At 70.8% G+C, this 25,080-nt stretch carries 21 protein-coding genes and 2 pseudogenes; 16 read left to right on the plus strand and 7 right to left on the minus strand.

From position 1 onward, the window contains the following. The first annotated feature begins 56 nt into the window (after positions 1-56). The 3 genes and pseudogenes from ACFYY7_RS01665 to ACFYY7_RS01675 all read left to right on the plus strand — a co-directional run. Entirely contained in the window at positions 57-1,439 is a 1,383-nt protein-coding gene (locus tag ACFYY7_RS01665; RefSeq protein ID WP_383709946.1) for a glycine--tRNA ligase, read from the plus strand. A gap of 239 nt (positions 1,440-1,678) precedes the next feature. Next, positions 1,679-1,915, plus strand: coding sequence for a DUF6243 family protein (locus ACFYY7_RS01670; RefSeq protein ID WP_266733156.1), 237 nt, complete (start codon positions 1,679-1,681; stop codon positions 1,913-1,915). 234 nt (positions 1,916-2,149) lie between these two features. Then, positions 2,150-2,281: pseudogene (locus ACFYY7_RS01675) on the plus strand (XRE family transcriptional regulator); the annotation flags it as partial. Here the strand turns inward: ACFYY7_RS01675 and ACFYY7_RS01680 are convergent. Further along, positions 2,254-3,738 carry an MFS transporter gene (locus ACFYY7_RS01680; RefSeq protein WP_388655701.1) on the minus strand — a complete coding sequence of 495 codons (1,485 nt, stop codon included), beginning with the start codon at positions 3,736-3,738 and terminating at the stop codon, positions 2,254-2,256. The pseudogene ACFYY7_RS01675 and the gene ACFYY7_RS01680 overlap by 28 nt on opposite strands. 70 nt (positions 3,739-3,808) lie before the next feature. Here ACFYY7_RS01680 and dusB point away from each other — a divergent pair, with 70 nt between their 5' ends. The 4 genes from dusB (at position 3,809) to ACFYY7_RS01700 (ending at position 10,362) form a co-directional block, all read left to right on the plus strand. Beyond that, on the plus strand, positions 3,809-4,957 hold the full coding sequence (dusB, locus tag ACFYY7_RS01685) for a tRNA dihydrouridine synthase DusB (protein WP_388655703.1): 1,149 nt from the start codon (positions 3,809-3,811) through the stop codon (positions 4,955-4,957). A 600-nt stretch (positions 4,958-5,557) separates the two neighbouring features. Continuing rightward, positions 5,558-8,305, plus strand: coding sequence for a pyruvate, phosphate dikinase (ppdK, locus tag ACFYY7_RS01690; RefSeq protein WP_388655705.1), 2,748 nt, complete (start codon positions 5,558-5,560; stop codon positions 8,303-8,305). Positions 8,306-8,843: 538 nt separating this feature from the next. Continuing rightward, a complete protein-coding gene (locus ACFYY7_RS01695; RefSeq protein WP_388655707.1) occupies positions 8,844-9,818 on the plus strand; it encodes an ArsR/SmtB family transcription factor in 975 nt (324 codons plus the stop codon). Between the two features lie 136 nt (positions 9,819-9,954). Next, the gene (locus ACFYY7_RS01700; RefSeq protein ID WP_388655708.1) at positions 9,955-10,362 is read left to right on the plus strand and encodes a VOC family protein; all 408 of its coding nucleotides are present in this window, start codon (positions 9,955-9,957) and stop codon (positions 10,360-10,362) included. Positions 10,363-10,375: 13 nt separating this feature from the next. Here the strand turns inward: ACFYY7_RS01700 and ACFYY7_RS01705 are convergent, their stop codons facing one another. Beyond that, complete coding sequence (locus tag ACFYY7_RS01705; RefSeq protein ID WP_388655710.1) at positions 10,376-11,305, minus strand: oxidoreductase; 930 nt, start codon at positions 11,303-11,305, stop codon at positions 10,376-10,378. A gap of 182 nt (positions 11,306-11,487) precedes the next feature. Between ACFYY7_RS01705 and ACFYY7_RS01710 the strand changes: the two genes are divergently transcribed. Then, positions 11,488-12,276: a sulfite exporter TauE/SafE family protein gene (locus tag ACFYY7_RS01710; RefSeq protein WP_383709920.1), complete on the plus strand. Its 789-nt coding sequence runs from the start codon at positions 11,488-11,490 to the stop codon at positions 12,274-12,276. A 24-nt stretch (positions 12,277-12,300) separates the two neighbouring features. Here the strand turns inward: ACFYY7_RS01710 and ACFYY7_RS01715 are convergent, their stop codons facing one another. From ACFYY7_RS01715 to ACFYY7_RS01730, 4 genes and pseudogenes are all read right to left on the minus strand, one after another. After that, positions 12,301-12,924: a class F sortase gene (locus ACFYY7_RS01715; protein WP_388655712.1), complete on the minus strand. Its 624-nt coding sequence runs from the start codon at positions 12,922-12,924 to the stop codon at positions 12,301-12,303. 99 nt (positions 12,925-13,023) lie between these two features. Beyond that, positions 13,024-13,815, minus strand: coding sequence for a hypothetical protein (locus tag ACFYY7_RS01720; RefSeq protein ID WP_388655714.1), 792 nt, complete (start codon positions 13,813-13,815; stop codon positions 13,024-13,026). Between the two features lie 421 nt (positions 13,816-14,236). Beyond that, positions 14,237-14,803, minus strand: a pseudogene (locus ACFYY7_RS01725) (IS200/IS605 family accessory protein TnpB-related protein); the annotation flags it as partial. Positions 14,804-14,964: 161 nt separating this feature from the next. Beyond that, a complete protein-coding gene (locus ACFYY7_RS01730) occupies positions 14,965-15,765 on the minus strand; it encodes an aminotransferase class IV family protein (protein WP_388655716.1) in 801 nt (266 codons plus the stop codon). An 86-nt stretch (positions 15,766-15,851) separates the two neighbouring features. Between ACFYY7_RS01730 and ACFYY7_RS01735 the strand changes: the two genes are divergently transcribed. Together ACFYY7_RS01735 and cutA are read left to right on the plus strand one after the other, a co-directional pair. Beyond that, on the plus strand, positions 15,852-16,466 hold the full coding sequence (locus ACFYY7_RS01735; RefSeq protein WP_388655718.1) for an NADPH-dependent FMN reductase: 615 nt from the start codon (positions 15,852-15,854) through the stop codon (positions 16,464-16,466). A gap of 86 nt (positions 16,467-16,552) precedes the next feature. Then, positions 16,553-16,891 (plus strand): divalent-cation tolerance protein CutA, encoded by a 339-nt coding sequence (gene cutA, locus ACFYY7_RS01740; protein WP_388655720.1) that lies wholly within the window; start codon positions 16,553-16,555, stop codon positions 16,889-16,891. Positions 16,892-16,945: 54 nt separating this feature from the next. On the opposite strand, the gene ACFYY7_RS01745 is transcribed toward cutA, so the two are convergent. Then, positions 16,946-17,656, minus strand: coding sequence for a vancomycin high temperature exclusion protein (locus ACFYY7_RS01745; RefSeq protein ID WP_266733182.1), 711 nt, complete (start codon positions 17,654-17,656; stop codon positions 16,946-16,948). 185 nt (positions 17,657-17,841) lie between these two features. Between ACFYY7_RS01745 and ACFYY7_RS01750 the strand changes: the two genes are divergently transcribed. The 6 genes from ACFYY7_RS01750 to ACFYY7_RS01775 all read left to right on the plus strand — a co-directional run bounded on the left by ACFYY7_RS01750 (position 17,842) and on the right by ACFYY7_RS01775 (position 25,060). Continuing rightward, on the plus strand, positions 17,842-18,639 hold the full coding sequence (locus tag ACFYY7_RS01750) for a Cof-type HAD-IIB family hydrolase (protein WP_388657080.1): 798 nt from the start codon (positions 17,842-17,844) through the stop codon (positions 18,637-18,639). Positions 18,640-18,706: 67 nt separating this feature from the next. Further along, a complete protein-coding gene (locus tag ACFYY7_RS01755; protein WP_388655722.1) occupies positions 18,707-18,934 on the plus strand; it encodes a hypothetical protein in 228 nt (75 codons plus the stop codon). Positions 18,935-18,998: 64 nt separating this feature from the next. After that, the gene (locus ACFYY7_RS01760; protein ID WP_388655724.1) at positions 18,999-20,330 is read left to right on the plus strand and encodes a deoxyguanosinetriphosphate triphosphohydrolase; all 1,332 of its coding nucleotides are present in this window, start codon (positions 18,999-19,001) and stop codon (positions 20,328-20,330) included. 92 nt (positions 20,331-20,422) lie between these two features. Beyond that, positions 20,423-21,688: an NAD(P)/FAD-dependent oxidoreductase gene (locus ACFYY7_RS01765; protein WP_388655726.1), complete on the plus strand. Its 1,266-nt coding sequence runs from the start codon at positions 20,423-20,425 to the stop codon at positions 21,686-21,688. Between the two features lie 153 nt (positions 21,689-21,841). Further along, positions 21,842-23,752, plus strand: a complete 1,911-nt coding sequence (gene dnaG / locus ACFYY7_RS01770; RefSeq protein ID WP_388655728.1) for a DNA primase — start codon at positions 21,842-21,844, stop codon at positions 23,750-23,752. 204 nt (positions 23,753-23,956) lie between these two features. Then, positions 23,957-25,060 carry an RNA polymerase sigma factor gene (locus tag ACFYY7_RS01775; protein WP_388655730.1) on the plus strand — a complete coding sequence of 368 codons (1,104 nt, stop codon included), beginning with the start codon at positions 23,957-23,959 and terminating at the stop codon, positions 25,058-25,060. Positions 25,061-25,080 lie beyond the last annotated feature (20 nt).

A 25,080-nucleotide genomic window follows, 5' to 3' on the forward strand; every position in this document is an offset into this window, starting at 1 on the left:
CCACTGAGGCGCTTCGCGCCGCCCCTGTCCAATTTCGTCGTAATGAAGAGAGCACCGTGGCCGCCGACAAGATCGACTCCATCGTCAGCCTGAGCAAGCGCCGTGGCTTCGTCTACCCGTGCAGTGAGATCTACGGCGGCCAGCGCGCCGCCTGGGACTACGGGCCGCTGGGCGTCGAGATGAAGGAGAACCTCAAGCGCCAGTGGTGGCGCTACATGGTCACCTCGCGCGAGGACGTGGTCGGTCTCGACTCGTCGGTCATCCTCGCCCCCGAGGTCTGGTCCGCCTCCGGTCACGTCGCCACGTTCACGGACCCGCTGACCGAGTGCACCTCCTGCCACAAGCGCTTCCGCGCCGACCACCTGGAAGAGGCGTACGAGGAGAAGCACGGCCACGCGCCCGCGAACGGCCTGACCGAGCTCAACTGCCCCAACTGCGGCAACAAGGGCACCTTCACCGAGCCCAAGCAGTTCTCGGGTCTGCTCTCCACCCACCTCGGCCCGACCCAGGACTCCGGCTCGGTCGCCTATCTGCGCCCCGAGACCGCCCAGGGCATCTTCACCAACTTCGGCCAGGTGCTGCAGACCTCGCGCAAGAAGCCGCCGTTCGGCATCGCCCAGATGGGCAAGTCCTTCCGGAACGAGATCACTCCGGGCAACTTCATCTTCCGCACCCGCGAGTTCGAGCAGATGGAGATGGAGTTCTTCGTCAAGCCGGGCGAGGACGAGGAGTGGCAGCAGTACTGGATGGACCAGCGCTGGAACTGGTACACGGACCTCGGCATGCGCGAGGAGAACATGCGCTGGTTCGAGCACCCGAAGGAGAAGCTCTCCCACTACTCCAAGCGCACCGCCGACATCGAGTACCGCTTCCGCTTCGGCGGCAGCGAGTGGGGCGAGCTGGAGGGCGTCGCCAACCGCACGGACTACGACCTCAAGGCGCACTCCAAGGCCTCGGGCACCGACCTGTCCTTCTTCGACCAGGAGGCCGGCGAGCGCTGGACGCCGTACGTCATCGAGCCGGCGGCCGGTGTCGGCCGGGCGATGCTCGCCTTCCTCCTCGACGCCTACATCGAGGACGAGGCGCCCAACGCCAAGGGCGTCATGGAGAAGCGCACCGTGATGCGTCTCGACCCGCGCCTCGCACCGGTCAAGGTCGCCGTCCTGCCGCTGTCCCGCAACCCGCAGCTGTCGCCGAAGGCCAAGGGCCTCGCGACCGACCTGCGGAAGAACTGGAACATCGAGTTCGACGACGCGGGCGCCATCGGCCGCCGCTACCGCCGCCAGGACGAGATCGGTACGCCGTTCTGCGTCACCGTCGACTTCGACACCCTCGACGACAACGCGGTGACCGTGCGCGAGCGCGACACCATGAAGCAGGAGCGCGTCTCCCTGGACCAGATCCAGGCCTACCTCGGCGCCCGCCTGCTCGGCTGCTGACGTATCGCTCGTACTGACGAAGCCCCCGGTTGCCCGTACGGAACCGGGGGCTTCGCCGTACGCGCGCCCGACCGGGCGGAAAATGGGTGCGACGGCCGATCGGGCCGGGGTACGGTTCCGGCATGTATTCGTTCTTCCAGATCTACGAGTGAGCGCGCGGCGGGTCCGACCACCCGCCGTCCACCGGACCGATCAAGGTCGCTTCAGACCTCACTTCGCCATACGAACGGGAGAACGCCATGGCCAAGAGCCGTAACAACCTTCTCGGTGTGGGCGGACAGCGCAAGAAGCTGTCCCGCGCCGATCAGCAGGGCGTGGGCGCTGCCCGCACCACCGACCGCAAGGCGGCGGCCGACCAGAAGCAGGAGCTGCTGCGCAAGATGCGTGAGCGCGCGCAGTCCGGCGCCGCCCCCGGGGCGGCCCCGGCGGACGGAGCCGCGGACGCGCCCGAGCAGGACGCCCCGGCCCAGAGCTGACGCCCCCTCGGGGCTGATGTTTCCTCGGGGAGTTGATGCCTCCTCGGGGAGCCGACGCCGCCCCACCACCCGTACGACCGTGGGCCCGGATCACCCCGTGATCCGGGCCCACGCCCCGTCGCCGCCCGCGCTCACGCCACCCTGCGCGGCAGCCGCAGACCGAGCAGCGTCGTCAGCACCACCGCGGCCAGCTGCACCAGCAGCGTCACGGCCAGCGCGTCCCGCATGCCCGTGCTCCGCCTCGAACACACCGACCTGTGGCTCGGCCCGTCGAGCGGGCCGCGCATGGTGACGTACGCCCCCGCCGACGAGGAGATCCGGGAGCGTCTGGAGCGGCTTCAGGCCCTGGAGCTCGCCGACGTCTGACCTCCGGCCGGGGCGTCCGTCGGCCGCTCCAGCCGTTCGGCGGTCCGGCGCGCCGTCTCCCGCGCCCAGCGCCCGCTCGTCAGCGCCCCCACCAGCAGGACGGACAGCCCGCACCCGGCGAGGATCCACCAGGCGGGCTTGCTCGCGTCCACGAAGGCCTCGGCGTAGGCGGCGCCGCGCGGCGACCCGGTGCCGGCCACCCCCGCCGCCAGCACCGCACCGATCACGGCGACCCCGAGCGTCCCGCCGATCTGCCGGCTGGTCGAGGCCACCGCGGCCGCCACCCCGGCCTGCGAGCGCGGCATCCCGGAGACGGCCGTGTTGGTGATCGGCGCGTTCACCATGCCGAAGCCGAGGCCGAAGAGCACATAGCCGGTGAACAGCAGGACGTTGTCCGTCTCCGCGTCGAACGCGGCGAACAGCAGCCCGCACGCCGTCATGGCCACGCCCGCCACGAGCAGCGGGAGCCGGGGCCCGCGGCTGCCGACGAGCCGCCCGGACAGCGGCGCGCAGACGAAGGTGAGGGCGGCCATCGGCAGCATGTACAGCCCGGCGTGCAGCGCGCTCAGCCCGCGCACGTTCTGCAGGTACAGGGTGTTGAGGAAGAGGAACCCGCTCAGCGCGGCGAAGGCGCTGACCGCTATGACCGTGGCGCCGCTGAACGGGGCGCTGCGGAAGAACCGCAGCTCGATGAGGGGCTCGGTACGCCGGGGCTCGTACAGCAGCAGCCCGATCAGGGAACATCCGGCGAGCGTGGCGAACAGCAGGATCAGCGGTGAGTCCCAGCCCTGCGAGGGCGCCTCGATGATCGCGTACGTCAGCGAACCGAGCAGCCCGATCACCAGCAGCTGCCCCACCGGGTCGGGGCGGCGCGGCTTCGGGGCGCGCGACTCGGGGACGTAGCGCCAGGTGAGCAGCAGCGCGGCCAGGCCGACCGGCAGGTTGATCCAGAAGATCGACCGCCAGCCCACCGAGTCCACCAGCAGACCGCCGACCACCGGTCCGGCGGCCATGGAGATGCCGACGACACCGCCCCACACCCCGATGGCGCGGGCCCGCTCGCGCGGGTCGGTGAAGGTGTTGGTGATGATCGACATCGCGACCGGGTTGAGCATCGAGCCGCCCACCGCCTGCACCATCCGGAACGCCACCAGCGACTCCAGGTTGGGCGCCACGGAGCAGAGCAGCGAACCGAGGGTGAACAGGACGAGCCCGGTCTTGAAGACCTTCCGGCGCCCGATCCGGTCGGCGGTGGAGCCCGCGAGCATCAGCAGCGAGGCCAGGACCAGGGTGTAGGCGTCGATCGTCCACTGCATGCCCGCGACGGTGGCGTGCAGTTCCTTCTGCATGGACGGCAGGGCGACATTGAGCACGGTGTTGTCGAGACTGACGATCAGCAGACTCATGCAGCAGATCGCCAGTACCAACTGCCGTCGGCGGTGACTGAGCTCGGGCATACATGGATAGTACGGATAACTAACGAACTCCGCTGCCGGGGAGACCCGTCCGGTACGCGACAATGGAGCAATGACCACGCTCGCCCCCTCTCTTCCCCTGCTCCGGATCGGCCCGCACACGGTGCAGCCGCCGGTGGTGCTCGCCCCCATGGCCGGCATCACCAACGCCCCGTTCCGCACCCTGTGCCGGGAGTTCTCCGGCGGCAAGGGGCTGTTCGTCAGCGAGATGATCACCACGCGGGCGCTGGTCGAGCGCAACGAGAAGACCATGCAGCTGATCCACTTCGACGCGAGCGAGACCCCGCGTTCGATCCAGCTGTACGGAGTGGACCCGGTCACCGTCGGCAAGGCCGTCCGGATGATCGTCGACGAGAACCTCGCCGACCACATCGACCTGAACTTCGGCTGCCCGGTCCCCAAGGTGACCCGCAAGGGTGGAGGCTCGGCGCTCCCGTACAAGCGGCCGCTGCTGCGCGCGATCCTCAACCAGGCGGTCTCCAACGCGGGTGAGCTGCCGGTCACGATCAAGATGCGCAAGGGCATCGACGACGACCACATGACCTATCTGGACGCGGGCCGGATAGCGGTCGAGGAGGGCGTCACGGCCGTCGCCCTGCACGGCAGGACGGCCGCCCAGCACTACGGCGGCACCGCCGACTGGGACGCCATCGCCCGCCTCAAGGAGCACGTCCCGGAGATTCCCGTCCTCGGCAACGGCGACATCTGGTGCGCGGACGACGCCCGCCGGATGATGCGCGAGACCGGCTGCGACGGTGTGGTCGTGGGCCGCGGCTGTCTGGGCCGTCCCTGGCTCTTCGGCGACCTGGTGAGCGAGTTCGAGGGCTCTCAGGCGCGGCAGGCGCCGGGGCTGCGGCAGGTCGCCGACGTGATGCTGCGGCACGCGACGCTGCTGGGGGAGTGGATCGGCGACGAGACGCGCGGTGTGATCGATTTCCGCAAGCACGTCGCCTGGTACCTCAAGGGCTTCGCGGTCGGCTCGGAGATGCGCAAGAAGCTCGCGGTCACCTCGTCGCTGGAGGAGCTCGGCGGGCAGTTGCAGGAGCTGGATCTGGACCAGCCGTGGCCGGACGGCGCGGACGGGCCGCGCGGGCGCACCTCGGGCAACAACCGCGTGGTGCTGCCGGACGGCTGGCTGAAGGACCCGTACGACTGCGCGGGCGTGAGCCCGGACGCGGAGCTGGACACCTCGGGCGGCTGAGGTCTTCCGGCCTTCTGTGGGCACGCGGCGCCATAGGCACCGCGTGCCTCTTCTTTTGGCTCGCTCATCTGAGCACCTTCGGGCGTTGCATTCGGCCGGATTCGGTGACGGTTCGGTCGGCAGGTGGCTCGAACGAGTCGGAAACGGGCGTCGTGTGGTGACTCCGGCCCGTCCTGGGTGCACCTCGGTGATCATGGTGTGACGCGCAGTCGCCGATCGGGAGTCCGGATGGTGACATCTGAGCGCCGATCGCGAAGTGATTCTCGCCACCCTGAGGGCTTGTGTGCTCAGATGAGCGCAATTTTAAGGGCTGCATTTCTCAAATAATGGCACTGGGTGCCAAGGGTCTCCACTTTGATCGATCGACGCTTCCGCTGCACAGTGTCATCAAAATGGCGGTTGTTGGTGGCTCTCGGTGTTTATGTGTTCAAGAAATGAACACATACTGCTGATCGGGCTACAGGTCGCGTCACTTTCGATCTGCTGGCGGACGGGTGGTTGAGGCCTCATGACGCGCAAGTGGACGTACCCAGACACCTTCGATCTGGGTATGTTCCTCGCCGTCAGGGCAGCCACCGCGTCCTCGAGGAGTCGAGACCCGTGTCGGAAAACAAAGATCCCCAGGTAGCCACCCCGGAATCCCCGGAGCTCAAGGGCGAGAAGTTCGTTTATGACTTCACCGAGGGCAACAAGGATCTGAAGGATCTCCTCGGCGGCAAGGGCGCGAACCTCGCCGAGATGACCAACCTCGGGCTTCCCGTCCCTCCGGGATTCACCATCACCACCGAGGCGTGCAAGGTCTACCTCGAAAGCGGCGAGGAGCCGACCGCGCTCCGTGCCGAGGTCAGCGCCCACCTCGACGCCCTCGAAGCGCGGATGGGCAAGAAGCTCGGCCAGGCCGACGACCCGCTGCTGGTCTCCGTCCGCTCCGGCGCGAAGTTCTCGATGCCCGGCATGATGGACACGGTCCTCAACATCGGCCTCTCCGACGAGTCCGTGGTCGGTCTCACCGCCCAGGCCGGCGACGAGCGGTTCGCGTGGGACTCCTACCGCCGCCTCATCCAGATGTTCGGCAAGACCGTCCTCGGCGTCGACGGCGACCTTTTCGAGGAGGCGCTGGAGGCGGCGAAGGAGGCCAAGGGCGTCACCGTCGACGTCGACCTCGACGCGTCCGACCTGAAGAAGCTGGTCAAGCAGTTCAAGAAGATCGTCGCCCGGGACGCCGGACGCGACTTCCCGCAGGACCCGCGCGAGCAGATGGACCTGGCCATAAAGGCCGTCTTCGACTCGTGGAACACCGACCGGGCCAAGCTCTACCGCCGCCAGGAGCGCATCCCCGGCGACCTGGGCACGGCCGTCAACGTCTGCTCGATGGTCTTCGGCAACCTCGGCCCCGACTCCGGTACGGGCGTCGCGTTCACCCGTGACCCGGCCAGCGGCCACCAGGGCGTGTACGGCGACTACCTGCAGAACGCGCAGGGCGAGGACGTCGTCGCCGGTATCCGCAACACGGTGCCGCTCGCCGAGCTGGAGTCGATCGACAAGAAGTCGTACGACCAGCTGATGCAGATCATGAAGACGCTGGAGACCCACTACAAGGATCTCTGCGACATCGAGTTCACCATCGAGCGCGGCCAGCTGTGGATGCTCCAGACCCGGGTCGGCAAGCGCACCGCCGGTGCCGCGTTCCGTATCGCCACCCAGCTCGTCGACCAGGGCCTGATCGACGAGGCCGAGGCGCTCCAGCGGGTCAACGGCGCGCAGCTGGCGCAGCTGATGTTTCCGCGTTTCGACGATGACGCGAAGACCGAGCTGCTGGGCCGTGGCATCGCGGCGTCCCCGGGCGCCGCGGTCGGCAAGGCCGTCTTCGACTCGTACACCGCGGTCAAGTGGTCCCGGTCCGGTGAGAAGGTCATCCTGATCCGCCGCGAGACCAACCCCGACGACCTCGACGGCATGATCGCGGCCGAGGGCATCCTGACCTCGCGCGGCGGCAAGACCTCGCACGCGGCCGTCGTCGCCCGCGGCATGGGCAAGACCTGTGTCTGCGGCGCCGAGGACCTGGAGGTCGACACCAAGCGCCGCCGGATGACCGTGGGCGGCCGGGTCATCGAGGAGGGTGACGTCGTCTCCATCGACGGCTCCACCGGCAAGGTGTACCTCGGTGAGGTCCCCGTCGTGCCGTCGCCGGTCGTCGAGTACTTCGAGGGCCGGATGCACGCCGGCGCCGACGACGCCGACGAGCTGGTCGCCGCCGTGCACCGGATCATGGCGTACGCGGACCGGGTGCGCCGGCTGCGGGTGCGGGCCAACGCCGACAACGCCGAGGACGCGCTGCGGGCCCGCCGCTTCGGCGCCCAGGGCATCGGCCTGTGCCGCACCGAGCACATGTTCCTCGGTGAGCGCCGCGAGATGGTCGAGAAGCTGATCCTCGCGGACACCGACGCCGAGCGCGAGACCGCGCTGGAGGAGCTGCTCCCGCTCCAGAAGGCCGACTTCATCGAGCTGTTCGAGGCGATGGACGGTCTGCCCGTCACCGTACGGCTGCTCGACCCGCCGCTGCACGAGTTCCTGCCCGACATCACCGAGCTCTCGGTGCGGGTCGCGCTCGCCGAGTCCCGCAAGGACGCCAACGAGAACGATCTGCGCCTGCTCCAGGCCGTGCACAAGCTGCACGAGCAGAACCCGATGCTGGGCCTGCGCGGTGTGCGCCTCGGGCTCGTCATCCCCGGCCTGTTCGCCATGCAGGTACGGGCGATCGCCGAGGCCGCGGCCGAGCGCAAGAACGCCAAGGGTGACCCGCGCGCCGAGATCATGATCCCGCTCGTGGGCACGGTCCAGGAGCTGGAGATCGTCCGCGAGGAGGCCGACCAGGTCATCGCCGAGGTCGAGGCAGCCACCGGCACCCGGCTGAAGCTCACCATCGGCACGATGATCGAGCTGCCGCGCGCCGCGCTGACCGCGGGCCAGATCGCCGAGGCCGCGCAGTTCTTCTCCTTCGGTACGAACGACCTGACCCAGACGGTGTGGGGCTTCTCCCGCGACGACGTGGAGGCCTCGTTCTTCACCGCGTACCTGGAGAAGGGCATCTTCGGGGTGTCGCCGTTCGAGACGATCGACAAGGACGGCGTCGGCTCGCTGGTCCGCAGCGCCGTCGCGGCCGGCCGGGCCACCCGCCCGGACCTGAAGCTCGGCATCTGCGGCGAGCACGGCGGAGACCCGGAGTCGGTGCACTTCTTCCACGAGGTGGGTCTGGACTACGTGTCCTGCTCCCCGTTCCGCATCCCCGTGGCCCGGCTCGAAGCGGGCCGTGCGGCGGCGGGCTCGACCGGCAGCGACAGCCGCTGAGCCGGCGCCGGACACCCCTGACCGCATGACCCTTTGACCTGGAGCCGCCGTCGGCCGGGAACGACCCTCACCGGCTCGACGGCAACTCCGGAACACCCGAGGACGGCGGCACCCTGTGCGGGGGTGCCGCCGTCCCGTTTCGTTCTGGGGAAAATCGTTGTGCGGCGTTGTGCCTTTTTCTTCGCGTTTCTTCGCGCATTACGCAAAGTTCGTTCAATACGCAAAGAACGGGCCCGGCACGGGCCTGGAACGGACCGGGATGCGGCCCATGGATCCCCATCCATGGGCCGCACCCGGGTTACCCCATCGGGCACGGAGCCGCACCGTCGTCCACCGCCGCCGGGTGAGCGAAACCCCCCACGGCCTTCACTCACCCTTCCGGTGGCGCCGGATTCGTACCCGACGCCGTACAGCTTTTCGGTTCACGGTGTGCGGGTGCGAGGCGTTTCACCTCTGGCCGAAACCCCGTGGTGACGTGCTGTTACGGATCACCTACCCTGGGGTGGGGGTAATTGCAGGTGCAACAGGTGGGGGACCGGTGCTGCGTATCCATATGTCCGGAGTGGACCTTTCCCAGGTGCGGATGGCCACCCGGCCCGACGCGCTGTGGGAAACCGCTCTGAGTTTCCACCGGCTGCGGGACCGGCGCGGTTCCGCGGTGTTCGGGAAATGGCGTACGGAAACCCGGCCTCGGTTGAATGGTGAAGTACGCCTGCTGTCCGCCGTGATTCCACCGCGCGGCTATTTCCCGGATTTCCTGACGCCTTCTCAGGAATGCGGCGAACCGTACGGCATCGACGCGGGAATGCAGGCATTGCGCGAGACCCCGCCCGGCCGGGTCCGGGCCGAACTCGCGCTGCTCGGCGCCGAACGCCGCGACGCGTGCCTCGCCCCGGACGGCCGCGCCGAACCGCTCGGCCGCCTCGTCGACGCGCTGCGCAGCTACCACCGTGCCGCCATCGAGCCGTACTGGCCGCACATCCGGGCCAGCGTCGAGGCCGACCGCGCCGTACGAGGCCGCGCCCTCCTGGACGGCGGCGCGCACGAACTGCTCGCCTCCCTCCCGCCGATGATCCGCTGGCGGGCCCCCGTGCTGGAGGCGGACTACCCCGTCGACCGGGACGTCCATCTGGACGGGCGGGGGCTGCTGCTCCAGCCGTCCTTCTTCTGCCGCGTCACCCCGGTCGTCTACCGCGACCCGGGGCTCCCGCCGGTCCTCGTCTACCCGGTCACCCACTCCCGCGCCCCGGTCTTCGCCGAACCGGGCCCCTGGCTCGGCCGGCTCCTCGGCAGCACCCGGTCGACGGTCCTGAGCGCCATAGGGAACGGCTGTACGACGAGCGAGCTCGCACTGCGGGCCGGGGTGTCCCTCGCCTCGGCGAGCCAGCACGCCTGTGTGCTGCGCGAGGCGGGCCTCATACACACCCTGCGGCACGGCGGCTCGGTCCTGCACACGCTGACGCCGCTGGGCGGATCGCTGCTCAGGGGCGGCGCCCCGCTCGCGCTGTCCTGAGCCGGGCGGACGCGACGGCGGGCGGACGGGCGCGGGAGCGGCGAAAATTTTTCTGTCCGGGCGGCGATGAGTTCCGCGACGCCCCGCCGTCTACCTGTCGTACACGTTCGAACAACAGAGAGAGAGCGAAGCGGCCATGCCTCAGATGATCTTCGTCAACCTGCCGGTCAAGGACCTCGAAGCGACCAAGGCCTTCTTCGGCAAGCTGGGCTTCTCGTGCAACCCGCAGTTCACCGACGAGAACACCGCATGCCTCGTCATCAGCGACACCATCTTCGCGATGCTCCTCACCGAGCCGCGCTTCAAGGAGTTCACCAAGAAGGAGATCGCCGACGCCTCCAAGTCCACCGAGGTGATCCTCGCCCTGAGCGCCGAGAGCCGGGAGAAGGTGGACGAGCTGGTCGACACCGCCCTCGCCTCCGGCGGCTCGCCCGCCAACGAGCCGATGGACTTCGGCCACATGTACGGCCGTTCCTTCCAGGACCCGAACAACCACACCTGGGAGGTCATGTGGATGGACCCGGCCGCGGTGGAGGCCCAGTAGGGCTGACCCGGAATCAGGGGGCGAGGCCCGGATACGTCACGCCGGTGAGCTGCTCGGACGCCATCCAGAGCCGCTCGCTCGTGACGTCGTCCCGGGTCCAGCCCGCACGCCAGGACGGGGCCGGGGCGCCGCGCCAGCCCAGCAGCCCCGGCCCGGTGAACGAATCGGGGCGCACGCCGGGCGCGGTGGCCGCGTGCAGCGTGGGCAGCGCACCGGCCGAAGCGGGCTGGGCGACGATCCGGTTGCCCAGCTCGAAGAACCGCTCCACCGCCCGCCGGTTCTCCATCCGGGCCGCGGCGGACTGAAGGTTGGTCGACGCGTATCCCGGGTGCGCGGCGGCGGCCACCAGCCGGGAGCCCGCCTTCGTGAGCCGTCGCGCCAGCTCGTGGACGAAGAGCAGATTGGCGGTCTTCGAGCGGCCGTAGGCGATCCAGCGACGGTAGTCGCGCTCGCTGTTGAGATCCCCCATGTCGATGTCGGACAGCGCGTGCATCCCGCTGGAGACGGTCACCACACGCGCCCCGGGGGTGTCGAGGAGGCGGGGGAGCAGCAGCCCGGTCAGGGCGAAGTGCCCCAGGTGGTTGATGCCGAACTGCCTCTCGAAGCCGTCGGCCGTCGTCCCGTACGGAAGGGCCATCACGCCCGCGTTGTTGATCAGCAGATCGATCCGCTCGGGCGCACGGGAGGCGGCGAACTCGCGCACCGAGCCCAGATCGGCCAGATCGAGCGGTACGAACGCCACGTCCGCGCCGGTCACGGCCTTCCGGATACGGGACTCGGCCTCCTTGCCGCGTGCCTCGTCACGGCAGGCGAGCAGGACCCGCGCACCGTGCCGGGCCAGCTCCCGCGCGGTGTGCAGACCGATGCCGCTGTTGGCTCCGGTGACCACGGCCGTACGGCCGCTCTGGTCCGGGATGTCGTTCGCGCTCCAGCCGTGGCTCATGGGCCCAGCGTACGACCGCGGTGTGCCGCCCGGACCGGTCGGGCCGGTCCGGATCCAGGGCCGGTGAGCACCGGCGGTACGGGGGTGCGGGGGGCGCGTGAACCTCAGGAGTCGCTCAACTTTTCTGTGATCCGGCCGAGGACGTTGGACGGCGCGCAGATCGTGTCCATAAGGTCATGATCATGCCGGACATAGCGCTCACCACTCTGATCATCCTCTGTCTCGCGGCGGCCGCGGCGGGCTGGATCGACGCGGTGGTCGGCGGCGGCGGACTGCTTCTGCTGCCCGCGCTGCTGCTCGGCCTGCCGCACGTCCCGGCCGCGCAGGTGCTCGGCACCAACAAGGCGGTCGCGATCGTCGGTACGTCGGGGGCGGCCGTGACGTACGTACGCAAGGCGCCGGTGAAGATCGGGACCGCGCTGCGGATCGGGCTCGCGGCGCTGGCCGGATCGATGGCCGGCGCGTTCTTCGCCGCCGGGATCAGCAGCGAGGTGCTCCGGCCGGTGATCATGGTGGTGCTGCTGGCCGTCGCGGCGTTCGTGATGCTGCGGCCCTCGTTCGGCAAGGACACGGACGACGGTGCGCGGCAGCGGGTCACCCGGGCCCGCACCGTCACCGCGATCGTGCTGGTCGGCGGCGGAATCGGCTTCTACGACGGGCTGTTCGGCCCCGGCACGGGCACGTTCCTGGTGCTGGCGCTGACCGCGGTGCTCCACCTCGACCTGGTGACGGCGTCCGCCACCGCCAAGATCGTCAACGTCTGCACCAACGGCGGCGCGCTGGCGATGTTCGCCTACCAGGGCAGCGTGCTGTGGCAACTGGCCGCGCTGATGGCGGTGTTCAACCTGGCGGGCGGGCTCATCGGGGCGCGGATGGCGCTGCGCAAGGGCAGCGAGTTCGTCCGCGGCGTGCTGCTGGTCGTGGTGTTCTCGCTGGTCGCGAAGCTGGGCTTCGACCAGTGGACGGCCTGAACGGCCCGTGCCCGGCAACCGGGTTCAGTGGACGGCGGTCAGATGCGCGTACGCCACCACATTGCCCTGGTACCCCGTCTCCTTCGAGAAGCCGCCGCCGCAGGTGATCAGCCGCAGCGAGGCGAAGGAGGCGGCGCCGTACACCCGCTTGTCGGGGAAGTCCTTGTTCTCGTAGACCTCGATCGCGTCCAGGGAGAAGACGGCGGTGCGCCCGTCCTGGCGGACCACCTCGACCGTGCTGCCCTTCTGCAGGGCGCCCAGGTCGTAGAAGACCGACCGGCCCTGGGCGTTGTCCACATGGCCGGCGACGATCGCGCTGCCCTTGGAGCCCGGGGGAGTGCCGTCCCGGTACCAGCCGACGATGTTGCGGTTGCCGGCCGGGGGCACGTCGAGACTGCCGTCCGTCCCCAGGCCGAGACGCATCACCGGGGCGTCCACCCGGATGCTGGGGATGCGGATGCGCACGGGGGCGGAAGGCCTCAGGGGTTCGGCGACCGGCGATCCTGGCTGGGGCTCCGGGCCGCCGGTGAACGCCTGGGCGGCGGTCGGCCGGGGCGGGACAAGCTGGGCGCCGGCGCCGTTGCGGATCAGCCAGACGCCTGCCAGCGCTGCGATGACCAGCAGCCAGCCCTTGGCCTTCTGGGTCACGGTCGTCCTCCGGGTGATGGAACGGGGACGGTCCCGTCCCGGTGGCGCGCGGCCACCGGGACGGAAACCAGGCGGTACGGAGACGTGAATCCGTCTCCGTCAGCCGGCTGCCTGCGTGCCGCTCGCCCGGCGACGCAGGAGCCAGGCTCCGCCGACGGCGGTCGCGGCGAGAACGCCGGCGCCCGCCGCGATTTGGGTGGTGTCGGGCCGGACGCTGCCGCCGACTCCGGTTTTGACGTGGCCGGTGGGGCCATCGGGGCGGTTCCCGGAGGACGAGCCGTCGTGCTTGCCCGAGCCCCCTTCCTTGGACGGGCTCCCGCTCTCGCGTCCGCCGGAGCTGTCGTCCTGGTCTGTTTTCTCGCCGCGGTCGGTGCCTTCGTCCTGGTCTGTTTTCTCGCCGCGGTCGGTGCCTTCGTCCTGGTCTGTTTTCTCGCCGCGGTCGGTGCCTTCGTCCTGGTCCGTTTTCTCGCCCTGGTCCGTGCCTTCGCCCTGGTTCGTGCCTTCGCCTTGGTCCGTTTTCTCGCCGCGGTCCGTGCCTTCGCCCTGGTTCGTGCCCTCGTCGCGGCCCGTGTCCTCGTCCTGGCCCGTGCCCTCGTCCCTGCCCGGGGCGGTGAACCCGCCGGCGGAGTCGAGCAGCGAGGGCGCGATGAGGTTGGAGAGGTTGTCCAGACTGAACGTGGTGTCCGCACCGGACCCGGACCCGGACTCGTCGCCCGAGGCCCCGTTGTCCGAGGCTTCGTCCCCGGTGGCCCGCGACACGGCATCGGCCGAGCTGATCCGCTGCGCGCCGGCCTCGTCCGCGTACGCGGAGGGGCCGGCGGTGAGGAAGCCGAGCGTGGCTATGGTGACCGCGGATGCGGCGGTACCGGTCACTAGGCGGACAGGACGCATGGGGGGTTCCTCCGGCGATGGCACGAGTAGGTGTGTCCTGCCCCTGAGCTAACGGGCCGCCCGCCACCCATGCCTGCTGACACCGAGTCAGCTTTCACTCGAACGGACCGGCGTGGCCCTCTTGCCAAGAGGTGACCGTGCAGGTCACAGCGGTGATCGGTGCAGGTGGAGCCGACCCTCTGCCGCCCGGTGCCGATCGGGTGACCGGAGCCCGGAGGAAAGTGGCGCACGTCACACGCATGACCTCGCGGGTGCCGGGCACACGTCTGTCACCCCCCACGGGACGGTGTACGAGGCCGCCCCCGGCCGCCGCCCTCACCGGGCCCACCCCCCCCGGGCCCGGTGAGGGCGGATTCGCGCGGCGGGGAAGCGGGCCGGAAGCGGATGGCGCCCGTTCGTGCACGCTCCGTACCCAGAAAGCCCTCGCCGCACATAGACGCTTGCCGCCCCGCACGACCCGGACGCGTCCGGTCCGCCGGTCACGGGCTGCGGCATCGTGCCGGGCTTCCAGGGCTTTGAGGCGGCGGGACTTGTGGAACCACTCACCCCGGGAGCGACAGCCACCAGCTGCCCGCCTGGTGCCTTTCTGCCCGATGGGGAGGGACAGGCGGTGCCGCAGGGCCCTGATCCCGGCTTCGAGTGTCTGGATGTGGGCGGTCTGGCAGCGGCGGGCGAGTGCCCATTGGTCGTGTGTGGCCTTGGTGATCGCACCCGCGATCCGCGACGACGACGCCCCGGTCAATCCCCGCTTCCGCGACGCCCAGGACTCCGCACCGTGCCCCAGACCGTCCGCACAACGGGCCTTCAGATCACGCGAGGCCAGACGCCCCTGGTGCTCACCCACCGCACGCAGGACTTTCTCGTCCTGGGGTGTGAGGTGCTTGAGACGGTCCCGGACCGCCACCCCGCAGGGGCCGGGCACCACGGACGGCGCCGCCAACTCCCGTACAACACCCCCTCCCCCCAAGGCCGGACACCCACTGCCCAGCCCAATGAGCAGCAGCCGCCAAGGTCACCCATTCGGCCCCAGAACCCCCGTTCCACTCCGCGAAGCCACCGCCAGGACCCACTTCCTGCTCACTGCAACGCACTCGAGCTCAGCAAACCGACAGCAGCTCGCGCCCCGTACACAGCCGGGGCCGGGGTGCGTCAGACGGTGTCCCACCGCGCGCCGTCGTGCGCCTGCCCGATCCGCCGCATCAGCTCCTCGTCCACCACGAATTCCATGTCGTCGATACGCCCGACCGGCGCGATGCCCTGCGAGTTGGTGAGGAACGCCGACCGGAACGCGCCCAGCCCGTCCAGGGCCACCGGACGCCGTACGGACTCCAGCCCCGCGCCCGGCAGTTCCCGCTCCAGCAGCGCCATGGTGATGCCGATCAGGCACGGCGCGTCCGGCCAGATCACCGAAGTCCCGTCCCAGAAGCCGACGTTGGTGATCGCGCCCTCCGTCACCGAGCCGTCCGGCGCGGTCAGCAGGGCCTCGTCGAACCCGGCGCGGGCGGCCAGCCGCGCGTAGTACGTCTGGCCGAACTCCCCGGGCCGCTTGATGTGCGGCACGGTACGGGCGTACGGGACGGACATCAGGGCGTGCGGTTCGGCGGACTTCCGGGCCGGTCCGCGCACCGTGACCATGACGGTCGTCTCCGGGTCACCCGGCGGCAGATAGCCGTGGACCCGGACCGAGGCGTCCCGCGCCCCGGCACCGTCCAGCGCGTGCCGGACCAGCCCGCGGACCCGTTCCCCGTCCAGCGGGCGCTCGAACAACTCCCGGTTCGCGGCGTCCAGCCGAGCCAGATGCAGATCGAGGCCGCGCACCTTTCCGTCCCTGACCTGCATGGCCGTGAAATGGCCGTAGCCGAGGAAGGCCGGAATCCGCAGGTCCGCCTCGGTGGCCGGACGGCCGTCGAACTCGGCGTACGGGAAGGGCGCGGGCGGGGGAGTCACCATGCCTCCACCGTAGCCGCGACGCCCGACGGTACGGACCGACGGAAGTCGCTTGACCTCAACCTCGGTTGACATACGAGCCTTTCGGCATGGACCTCACCACAGCATCCTCCTCGCCCTCGTCCACCACGCCCCTGAAGATCGCGGTCATCCTCGCCAGCAACCGCGAGGGGCGGTTCGCCCCCGTCATCTCCGACTGGTTCCTCTCGCACACCGGCCCCCGCCCCGACATCGAGACCGATCTGATCGACGTCGCGGAACTCGACCTCCCGGTCGCGCTCTCCTTCCGGCCCGACGCCGACGCGCAGGCCCGGCTCGCGGCCGTCGCGTCCAGGCTGGCGGCGGCCGACGGCTTCGTCGTCGTCACCCCCGAGTACAACCACTCGTTCCCGGCCCCGATGAAGAACCTCATCGACTGGCACCGCGACGAGTGGCAGGCCAAACCCGTCGCCTTCGTCTCGTACGGCGGGGTCTCCGGCGGGCTGCGCGCCGTCGAGCAGCTGCGGCAGGTCTTCGCGGAGCTGCACACCGTCGGCATCCGCGAGACCGTGTCCTTCCACAACGCGGGCGCCCTGTTCGACGACGAGGGCAGGCACCGGGACCCGGCGGGCTGCGACGCGGCGGCCAAGGTGCTGCTCGACCAGCTGGTCTGGTGGGGACACGCCCTGCGCGAGGCCAAGGCGGTCCGCCCGTACGGCGCCTGACCCGGGAGCGCTGCGCCACGCCGCGGCGTCCCCGACAATCGACGGGTACCGGGACACCCCGCCACCCGACCCCGCAGGAGCCGAAAGTGACGACGCCGGCATGGCTGACCGTACTGACCACGACGGACAGCGAGGAGAAGGCCCATGCCCTGGCGCAGGGCGCGGTGGAGGCGCGGCTCGCCGCCTGCGTACAGATCTCCGCGCCCGTCACCTCGGTCTACCGCTGGCAGAACGCCATCGAGACCAACGAGGAGTGGCAGCTGCTGTTCAAGACGACAGCGGAGCGGTACGACGAACTGGAGGCCCATCTGGAGGCGGCGCACGACTACGAGACCCCGGAGATCATCGCGGTCCCGGTGGTACGGGGCAGCGCCCGCTACCTCGCCTGGGTCTCGGCCGAGACCGCTCCGGTCACCTCGCTGTAGGGCGGCCCGGGGGCCGGACGGGCCGCAGTCGCGGGCCCCTCCCGGGCTGCGGGTCTACCGCTCCCCGGCCGCCAGTGCCTCCCCGATCCCCGTCTCCTGGGGCCCCAGGAAGTGCGGATCGGGCTTGAAGACGGCGTCCAGCGCCGCCTTCCCCGCCGCGAACACCTCCCGCGTCCCGCCGTAGTACCAGGTCGCGTCGTGCTTGGCGTCCACGCCGACCCCGTACGCGTCGATCCCCGCGGTCCGGCACAGGGCGATCGCCCGGCGGATGTGGAACCCCTGGCTCACCAGCACCGCGCGGTCGACCCCGAAGATCTTCTTGGCCCGCACGCACGAGTCCCAGGTGTCGAACCCCGCGAAGTCGCTCACGATCCGCTCGTCCGGCACCCCGTGCTCCGTGAGATAGGTGCGCATGGCATCCGGCTCGTCGTACTCCTTCCGGCTGTTGTCACCGGTCACGAGCACGACCTTCACCTTCCCGTCCCGGTACAGCTCGGCGGCGGCCTTCAGCCGGTTGGCGAGATACGGCGACGGCCTGCCCTGCCAGAGCCCCGCCCCGAACACCACGGCCACCTGCTGCGCGGGCGCGTCCGCGGTCGTCCTGACCCGGGCGTCGGCCACGGAGTACATCCAGGTCATGGGCGCCAGCCCGGCCACACACGCGAGCATCACCCCCTGCACGGCCCGCCGCTGCCCGCGCCGCGTGCGCGGCCATCGCGGCCGCAACCGCCCGAGCACCTGCCGTCCCGGCCACTTCACCCGCATGGGAGCCCCCTCTTTCCGTGCCGTGCTCCGTCGTCCCACTTGATCGGACGAACCGGAGGCCGAAAGAGTTCTCCGACAGGCGGGACGAATGCCGCACGGCCGCTCAGGTCCGGCCTCACCGGTCCGGGGCCGCGCGGACCGCCGGGCGGTCAGGCCAATACCATCGCCCAATGCTGCGTCCACGACTGATCGCCTCCGATCTCGACGGCACCCTCCTGCGCAACGACGGCACCCTCTCGCCCCGCACCCTGCGCGCCCTGCGCACCGCCGAGAGCGCCGGCGCGGAGATCGTCCTCGTCACCGCCCGGCCGCCCAGGTTCGTCGACCGGCTCGCCGACGCCGCCGGCTTCGCGGGCACGGCGGTGTGCAGCAACGGGGCGATGGTCTACGACATCGGGACGCGCACCGTCGTCTCCTCCCGTGCCCTGCCGCTCACCACCGCCCGCCGCGTGGCCACCGCGCTCGCCGCCGCCGTGCCCGGGATCGGCTTCGCCCTGGAGACCGGCAACCACATCCTGTACGAACCGGCCTACCGCCTGCGGCTCTCCGAGGACGCCGGCGCCGAGCTGCCCGTACCGGCGCTCGCGGACCTCTGGCTGGCCGATGTCCCCGTCACCAAGCTCCTCGCCTGGTCGGACCGGCTCGACGCGGACGCACTGCTGGCGGCGGCCGAGGCGGGGGCGGTCGACGGGGTGCAGCTCACCCATTCCGGCGGGCGCGGACTGCTGGAGATCAGCGCGTCCGGCGTGACCAAGGCCGGCACGCTTTCGGTGCTGTGCGCCGGGCGCGGCATCGAAGCCGCGGAGGTCATCGCCTTCGGCGACATGCCCAACGACCTGACCGTCCTCGAATGGGCCGGCACCGGCTACGCGATGGGCAACGCCCACCCGAGCGTGCTGGCCGCGATACCGACGCACACGCTCAGCAACGAGGAGGACGGGGTCGCGGACGTCATCGAGCGGCTCTTCGGACCCGCCCGCTGACCCGGCGGCACGCCACCCGTCACCCGCTCGCAACGGCGCGGCAACCTCCCTCCCGCACCATCGAGCCATGACGCAGCCGGCACCGGCCCAGGCCCAGGAGTCCCTGCCCCTCGACAGCACGGCGCAACTGCTGACCCGCATCACCGCGCAGCTCGGCACCCAGCTCGGACTGGTCACGCGGAACGGAACCCGAAAGGCCGCACCGGCCCAGCCGGCCCGCTCCCGGCCACCGGACAGCTCTCAGAGCATGTCCGCACCATCCGCACCATCCACAGTGCCCGCAGTGAAAACCTGATGAACGGACATTTCCGGGCGCCTGCCTGAGCCTTCTTGTCGGTCCGGCCGTTTACTGTCGGACCATGGACGGCACGCACGGCATGCAGGACCACGGCACGCACGACCACGGCACCGGCCCCTACGGCGCGGCCGACGCCGAGCGCTGGGACACCGAGCCGGACAAACGGCCGGGCCGCACCGCGTTCCAGCGCGACCGTGCCCGGGTGCTGCACTCCGCCGCGCTGCGGCGGCTCGCCGGGAAGACCCAGGTCGTCACCCCGGGCACCCGCGGCCACGCCTGGGACGCCAGCCCCCGGACCAGGCTCACCCACTCCCTCGAATGCGCCCAGGTCGGCCGCGAGCTCGGGGCCGCGCTCGGCTGCGACCCCGACCTCGTCGAGACCGCCTGCCTCGCCCACGACCTGGGCCACCCGCCGTTCGGACACAACGGCGAGCAGGCGCTCAACGACTTCGCGTCGGACTGCGGGGGCTTCGAGGGCAACGCCCAGTCGCTGCGGCTGCTGACCAGACTCGAACCGAAGCGGTTCGTGCCCGACACCCGCACCGGCGAGCTGGTCAGCGTCGGGCTCAACCTCACCCGGGCCGCCCTGGACGCCGCCACCAAGTACCCGTGGCCGCGCGGCGAGCACCCCACCGACCCCGGCTCGCCGAAATTCGGCGTGTACGAGGACGACCTGCCGGTCTTCGCCTGGGCCCGCAAGGGGGCACCGAGGGACCGCAAGTGCTTCGAGGCCCAGGTCATGGACTGGTCCGACGACGTCGCCTACTCCGTGCACGACTTCGAGGACGGGCTGCACGCCGGGCACATCGACCCCGACTGCCTCTACTCCGAACCGGAGCGGGACGCGATCTGGGCGGTCGCCATCGGCCGCTACGTCCCGGCGGACACCGACCCCCAGGAGCTGGCCGACGCGCTGGACCGGCTCGTCGCCCAGGACTGGTGGCCGCACGGCTACGACGGATCCGCCGTCGCCCAGGCCCGGCTGAAGGACGCGACGAGCCAGCTGATCGGCCGGTTCTGCCTAGCCGCCGAGAGCAGCACCCGGCAGGCTCACGGCACGGGCCGCCTCGGCCGGTACGCCGCCGAGCTGGTCGTCCCCCGCGAGGCCCGCAACGAATGCGCGGTGCTCAAGGCGGTCGCCGACCGTTACGTCATGCAGCGCGCCGAGCAGGAGGCGATCCGCGCCGACCAGCGGATCGTCATCGCCGAGCTGGCCGCCGCCCTGACCGCCCGCGCCCCGGAGGGACTGGAGCCGCAGTTCCGGGCGCTGTTCGACACCGCCCGCGACGACAGGGCCCGCAAGCGGGTCCTGGTCGACCAGATCGCCGCCCTGACCGACGCCTCGGCCCGCTCGCTGCACGCGTCGCTCACGGAGCGCAGACACCGGGTGTGACCTGATCGGGGTACACCCTCTTTCGCCATCACGCTGCGTGCGGGACGCTCGCAGTTGGCGGCGCCGCGAAGCAAGCACCGAGGAGGCACCAAGTGGTCGACGCACATCGCACGTTCGTCATCGTGGGCGGAGGACTGGCGGGAGCGAAGGCGGCCGAGACGCTCCGGGCGGAGGGTTTCAGCGGCCGGGTGATCCTGCTCGGCGACGAACGCGACCACCCGTACGAACGGCCTCCGCTCTCCAAGGGCTATCTCGCCGGCAAGGAGGAGCGGGACAGCGTCTTCGTCCACGAGACCGCCTGGTACGCGGGCGCCGACATCGAGCTGCACCTGGGGCAGCCCGTCACCTCGCTCGACCGGGAGGCCCGCGCCGTGAAGCTCGGCGACGGCACCGTCGTCCACTACGACAAACTGCTGCTCGCCACCGGGGCCGAGCCGCGCCGCCTCGCCGTCCCGGGCACGGACCTGACCGGCGTCCACCATCTGCGCCGCCTCGCCCACGCCGACCGGCTGCGCAACGTGCTGACCGCACTCGGCCGCGACAACGGCCATCTGGTGATCGCCGGGGCCGGCTGGATCGGCCTGGAGGTCGCGGCGGCGGCCCGCGGGTACGGCGCCGAGGTCACCGTCGTCGAACCGGAGCCGACCCCGCTGCACCAGGTCGTCGGCCCCGAGCTCGGCCAGATCTTCACCGATCTGCACAGCGACCACGGGGTCCGCTTCCACTTCGGCCTCCGCCTCACCGAGATCATCGGCCAGGACGGCCTGGTGCTCGCCGTCCGCACCGACGACGGCGAGGAGCACCCAGCCCACGCCGTGCTCGCCGCGATCGGCGCCGCGCCCCGCACCGCCCTCGCCGAGACCGCCGGGCTCGCCATGGCTCCCCGCGCGGTCGGCGGCGGCATCGCCGTCGACGCCTCGCTGCGCACCAGCGACCCGCACATCTTCGCGGCCGGTGACGTCGCCAACGTGGAGCACCCGCTGCTCGGCACCCGGCTGCGCGTGGAGCACTGGGCGAACGCGCTGAACAGCGGCCCGGCCGCGGCCCGCGCCATGCTCGGCCAGGAGGTCAGCTACGACCGGGTGCCGTACTTCTTCTCCGACCAGTACGACCTCGGCCTCGAATACTCGGGATGGGCGCCGCCGGGCAGCTACGACCAGGTGGTCATCCGGGGCGACGCGGGGAAGCGGGAGTTCATCGCCTTCTGGCTGAAGGACCGCCGGGTGCTGGCCGGGATGAACGTCAACGTGTGGGACGTCACCGAGACCGTGCAGGGGCTGATCCGGTCCGGCCGGCAGATCGACCCGGACGCGCTGGCGGACCCGTCGGTGCCGCTGGAATCCCTAAGGGCTGTCTGACAAATGCCTGCGGCGTCGCGGCGTCCATTCATCAGACACCCCCTGGGCTGAGCCGCTCCCGGACCGACCCGGCCGGTCCGCGCGGTCCCACCGGTTCCACGGATCACATCGGCGCGCTCCACGGCTGTCGTAGCCCACCCGTAGACTTCACCCGTGGCAGGCAGGATCAATGACGACGATGTGAAGGCGGTACGGGACGCGGTCCCGATCGACGCCGTCGTTTCCGAGTATCTCCAGCTGCGCAACGCGGGCGGTGGCAACCTCAAGGGGCTCTGCCCGTTCCACGACGAGAAGTCCCCCTCCTTCCAGGTCAGCCCGAGCAAGGGTCTCTTCCACTGCTTCGGCTGCCAGGAGGGCGGCGACACGATCGCCTTCGTGCAGAAGATCGACCATCTGACGTTCGCGGAGGTCGTCGAGCGGCTCGCCGCCAAGGCGGGCATCACCCTGCGGTACGAGGAGGGCGGCTACAACCCCTCCCACCAGCGCGGCGAGCGCATCAGGCTGGTCGAGGCGCACAAGGCGGCCGCCCGGTTCTACGTCGAGCAGCTGGACGGCCCCGAGGCCGAGATCGGCCGGAAGTTCCTCGCCGAGCGCGGCTTCGACCAGGCGGCCGCCGCCCACTTCGGCGTCGGCTACAGCCCGGCCGGCTGGGACCACCTCACCCGCTATCTGCGTGGCCAGGGCTTCAGCGACAAGGAGCTGATCGCCTCCGGCCTCTCCCAGGACGGCAGGCGCGGACCCATCGACCGCTTCCGCGGCCGGCTGATGTGGCCGATCAGCGACACCTCCGGCGACGTCGTCGGCTTCGGCGCCCGCAAGCTGCGCGACGACGACAACGGACCGAAGTACCTCAACACCCCCGAGACCGCGATCTACAAGAAGTCCCAGGTGCTCTACGGCATCGACCTGGCGAAGAAGGACATCGCGAAGGCCAGCCGGGCCGTGGTCGTCGAGGGCTACACCGACGTCATGGCCTGCCATCTCGCCGGGATCACCACCGCCATCGCCACCTGCGGCACCGCCTTCGGCGGCGACCACATCAAGATCCTGCGCCGGCTCCTGATGGACAACGGCAGCGCCCGGGTGATCTTCACCTTCGACGGTGACGCGGCCGGGCAGAAGGCCGCCCTGCGCGCCTTCGAGGACGACCAGAAGTTCGCCGCCGAGACGTACATCGCGATCGCCCCGGACGGCATGGACCCCTGTGACCTGCGCCTGGTCAAGGGCGACGAGGCGGTCCGCGACCTGGTCGAACCCCGCACCCCGCTCTTCGAGTTCGCGCTCCGCCAGATCGTCGGCCGGTACGACCTGGAGACCCCGGCCGGCCGCGGCGCCGCGCTCGACGAGGCGGCACCCGTCGTCGCCCGGATCAAGAACAGCTCCTCGCAGCACGAGGTCGCCGTCCAGCTGGCCGGCATGCTCGGCATCCTGGACACCCAGTTCGTCGTCAAGCGCGTCGGCCAGCTCGCCCGCTGGGCCCGCGAGCGGGGCGACCAGCGGGGCCCCGGCCAGACCCCCTCCCGCGGCGGCCCCCGGCACCAGCAGGTCCAGGCGCCCCCCGCCGCCCCCTCCGGCCCCGCGCTCAACCTCCGCAGCCCCGCCCACCGCACCGAGCGCGAGCTGCTCAAGCTCGCCCTGCAGAAGCCCGCCCTGGTCTCCCCGGCCTTCGACGCCTACGGGGCCGACGAGTTCACCGCCCCGCCGTACGCCGCCGTCCGGCAGTGCATCGCTGAGGCCGGCGGCGCCGAGCTGGGCGTGCCCGAGACCCGCGAATACCTGGTCCAGGTCCTGGACGCGGCACCCAACGACACGGTGCGCAATCTGGTCACCGAGCTCGCCGTCGAGGTCTTCCACGGCAAGACCATCGACGAGACCTACGCGGGCATGCAGCTCGTCCAGGTCCGGCTGCGCGCCGTCGACCGCCGGATCAACGACGTACAGGGCAGCCTCGCCCGCCTCGGCAGCAATGTCGCCCCGGACCACCTCGCGGCGGCGCAGAACGAGGTCTGGGTCCTCCAGCAGTACGCCCAGTCCCTGCGCAACAACGGGGCCGACGCGCTCTGACGCGCCGGCCCGGCAGCGGGAGCGCCCCCGCGTAACCGGCCGGTCACGGACCGGACTCAGAAAGTCCCCGCACGCCCCTCGTGGCAGCGATGTGTCTTACCCCACACTGGGGTGCGGTGCCTGAGACATCGGAGCGCGGCCGGCCCATCGAACGGTGGTCCTCCATCCCCGCGGTCCGGCAGCGATCACCTGGAGGTCGCCCCCGTGCAGACCCGGACCCTGACCAAAACCGAGCACGTCTCGGCCGTCCCCGCGCAGAACCGGGCCGTGCACCATCCGGAGGGCGCGGTGGAGCCGCCGATACCGAACGAGCCGCCCGATCCGCCCGAAGTGCTCATGGAGGAGCCGCCCAGGGCGCCGGAGCGGTCCGGGCCGAGGAGCCGCCCGGAGGCCGCCGGTCCGTCCTCCGACCTCTTCCGCCAGTACCTGCGGGAGATCGGCCGGATCCCCCTGCTCAGCGCCGCCGACGAGGTGGAGCTCGCCCGCCGTGTCGAGGCCGGGCTCTTCGCCGAGGAACGGCTCGCGAGCGCCCCCGACCCGGACACCCGGCTGGCCGTCGACCTGGACCGCCTCGTCGTCATGGGGAGGATGGCCAAACGCCGCCTCATCGAGGCCAACCTCCGCCTCGTCGTCTCCGTCGCCAAGCGCTACGTCGGCCGCGGGCTGACCATGCTGGACCTGGTCCAGGAGGGCAACCTCGGGCTGATCAGGGCCGTCGAGAAGTTCGACTACGCCCGGGGCTACAAGTTCTCCACGTACGCGACCTGGTGGATCCGCCAGGCCATGTCCCGCGCCCTCGCCGACCAGGCGCGGACCATACGGGTCCCGGTCCATGTCGTCGAGCTGATCAACCGGGTCGTACGCGTCCAGCGCCGGATGCTCCAGGAGCGCGGCTACGAACCGACCGCGGAGGAGGTCGCCGGCCAGCTCGACCTCACCCCGGAACGGGTCGGTGAAGTCCTGCGGCTCGCCCAGGAACCCGTCTCGCTGCACGCCCCGGTCGGTGAGGAGGAGGACGTCGCCCTCGGCGACCTGATCGAGGACGGCGACGCCGCGTCCCCGGTCGAGTCCGCCGCGTTCCTGCTGCTGCGCGAGCACCTGGAAGCGGTGCTCTCGACCCTGGGCGAGCGCGAACGGAAGGTGGTCCAGCTGCGCTACGGGCTGGACGACGGACGGCCCCGCACCCTGGAGGAGATCGGCAGGATCTTCGGGGTGACCCGCGAACGCATCCGCCAGATCGAGTCCAAGACCCTCAGCAAACTGCGGGACCACGCCTTCGCCGACCAGCTCCGCGGCTACCTCGACTGACGCCGCGAGGGCCCGCACCG

This window comes from Streptomyces sp. NPDC001933, from assembly GCF_042890955.1.
In the GTDB taxonomy this organism is placed as follows: Bacteria; Actinomycetota; Actinomycetes; order Streptomycetales; family Streptomycetaceae; genus Streptomyces.

Excerpts from the sequence above, each read along its gene's own strand:
- ACFYY7_RS01670 (WP_266733156.1), top strand. The coding sequence starts at position 1,679 with ATGGCCAAGAGCCGTAACAACCTTCTCGGTGTGGGCGGACAGCGCAAG.
- ACFYY7_RS01680 (WP_388655701.1), bottom strand. The coding sequence starts at position 3,738 with ATGCCCGAGCTCAGTCACCGCCGACGGCAGTTGGTACTGGCGATCTGC.
- dusB (WP_388655703.1), top strand. The coding sequence starts at position 3,809 with ATGACCACGCTCGCCCCCTCTCTTCCCCTGCTCCGGATCGGCCCGCAC.
- ACFYY7_RS01700 (WP_388655708.1), top strand. The coding sequence starts at position 9,955 with ATGCCTCAGATGATCTTCGTCAACCTGCCGGTCAAGGACCTCGAAGCG.
- ACFYY7_RS01705 (WP_388655710.1), bottom strand. The coding sequence starts at position 11,305 with ATGAGCCACGGCTGGAGCGCGAACGACATCCCGGACCAGAGCGGCCGT.
- ACFYY7_RS01710 (WP_383709920.1), top strand. The coding sequence starts at position 11,488 with ATGCCGGACATAGCGCTCACCACTCTGATCATCCTCTGTCTCGCGGCG.
- ACFYY7_RS01720 (WP_388655714.1), bottom strand. The coding sequence starts at position 13,815 with ATGCGTCCTGTCCGCCTAGTGACCGGTACCGCCGCATCCGCGGTCACC.
- ACFYY7_RS01730 (WP_388655716.1), bottom strand. The coding sequence starts at position 15,765 with ATGGTGACTCCCCCGCCCGCGCCCTTCCCGTACGCCGAGTTCGACGGC.
- ACFYY7_RS01735 (WP_388655718.1), top strand. The coding sequence starts at position 15,852 with ATGGACCTCACCACAGCATCCTCCTCGCCCTCGTCCACCACGCCCCTG.
- ACFYY7_RS01745 (WP_266733182.1), bottom strand. The coding sequence starts at position 17,656 with ATGCGGGTGAAGTGGCCGGGACGGCAGGTGCTCGGGCGGTTGCGGCCG.
- ACFYY7_RS01755 (WP_388655722.1), top strand. The coding sequence starts at position 18,707 with ATGACGCAGCCGGCACCGGCCCAGGCCCAGGAGTCCCTGCCCCTCGAC.
- ACFYY7_RS01760 (WP_388655724.1), top strand. The coding sequence starts at position 18,999 with ATGGACGGCACGCACGGCATGCAGGACCACGGCACGCACGACCACGGC.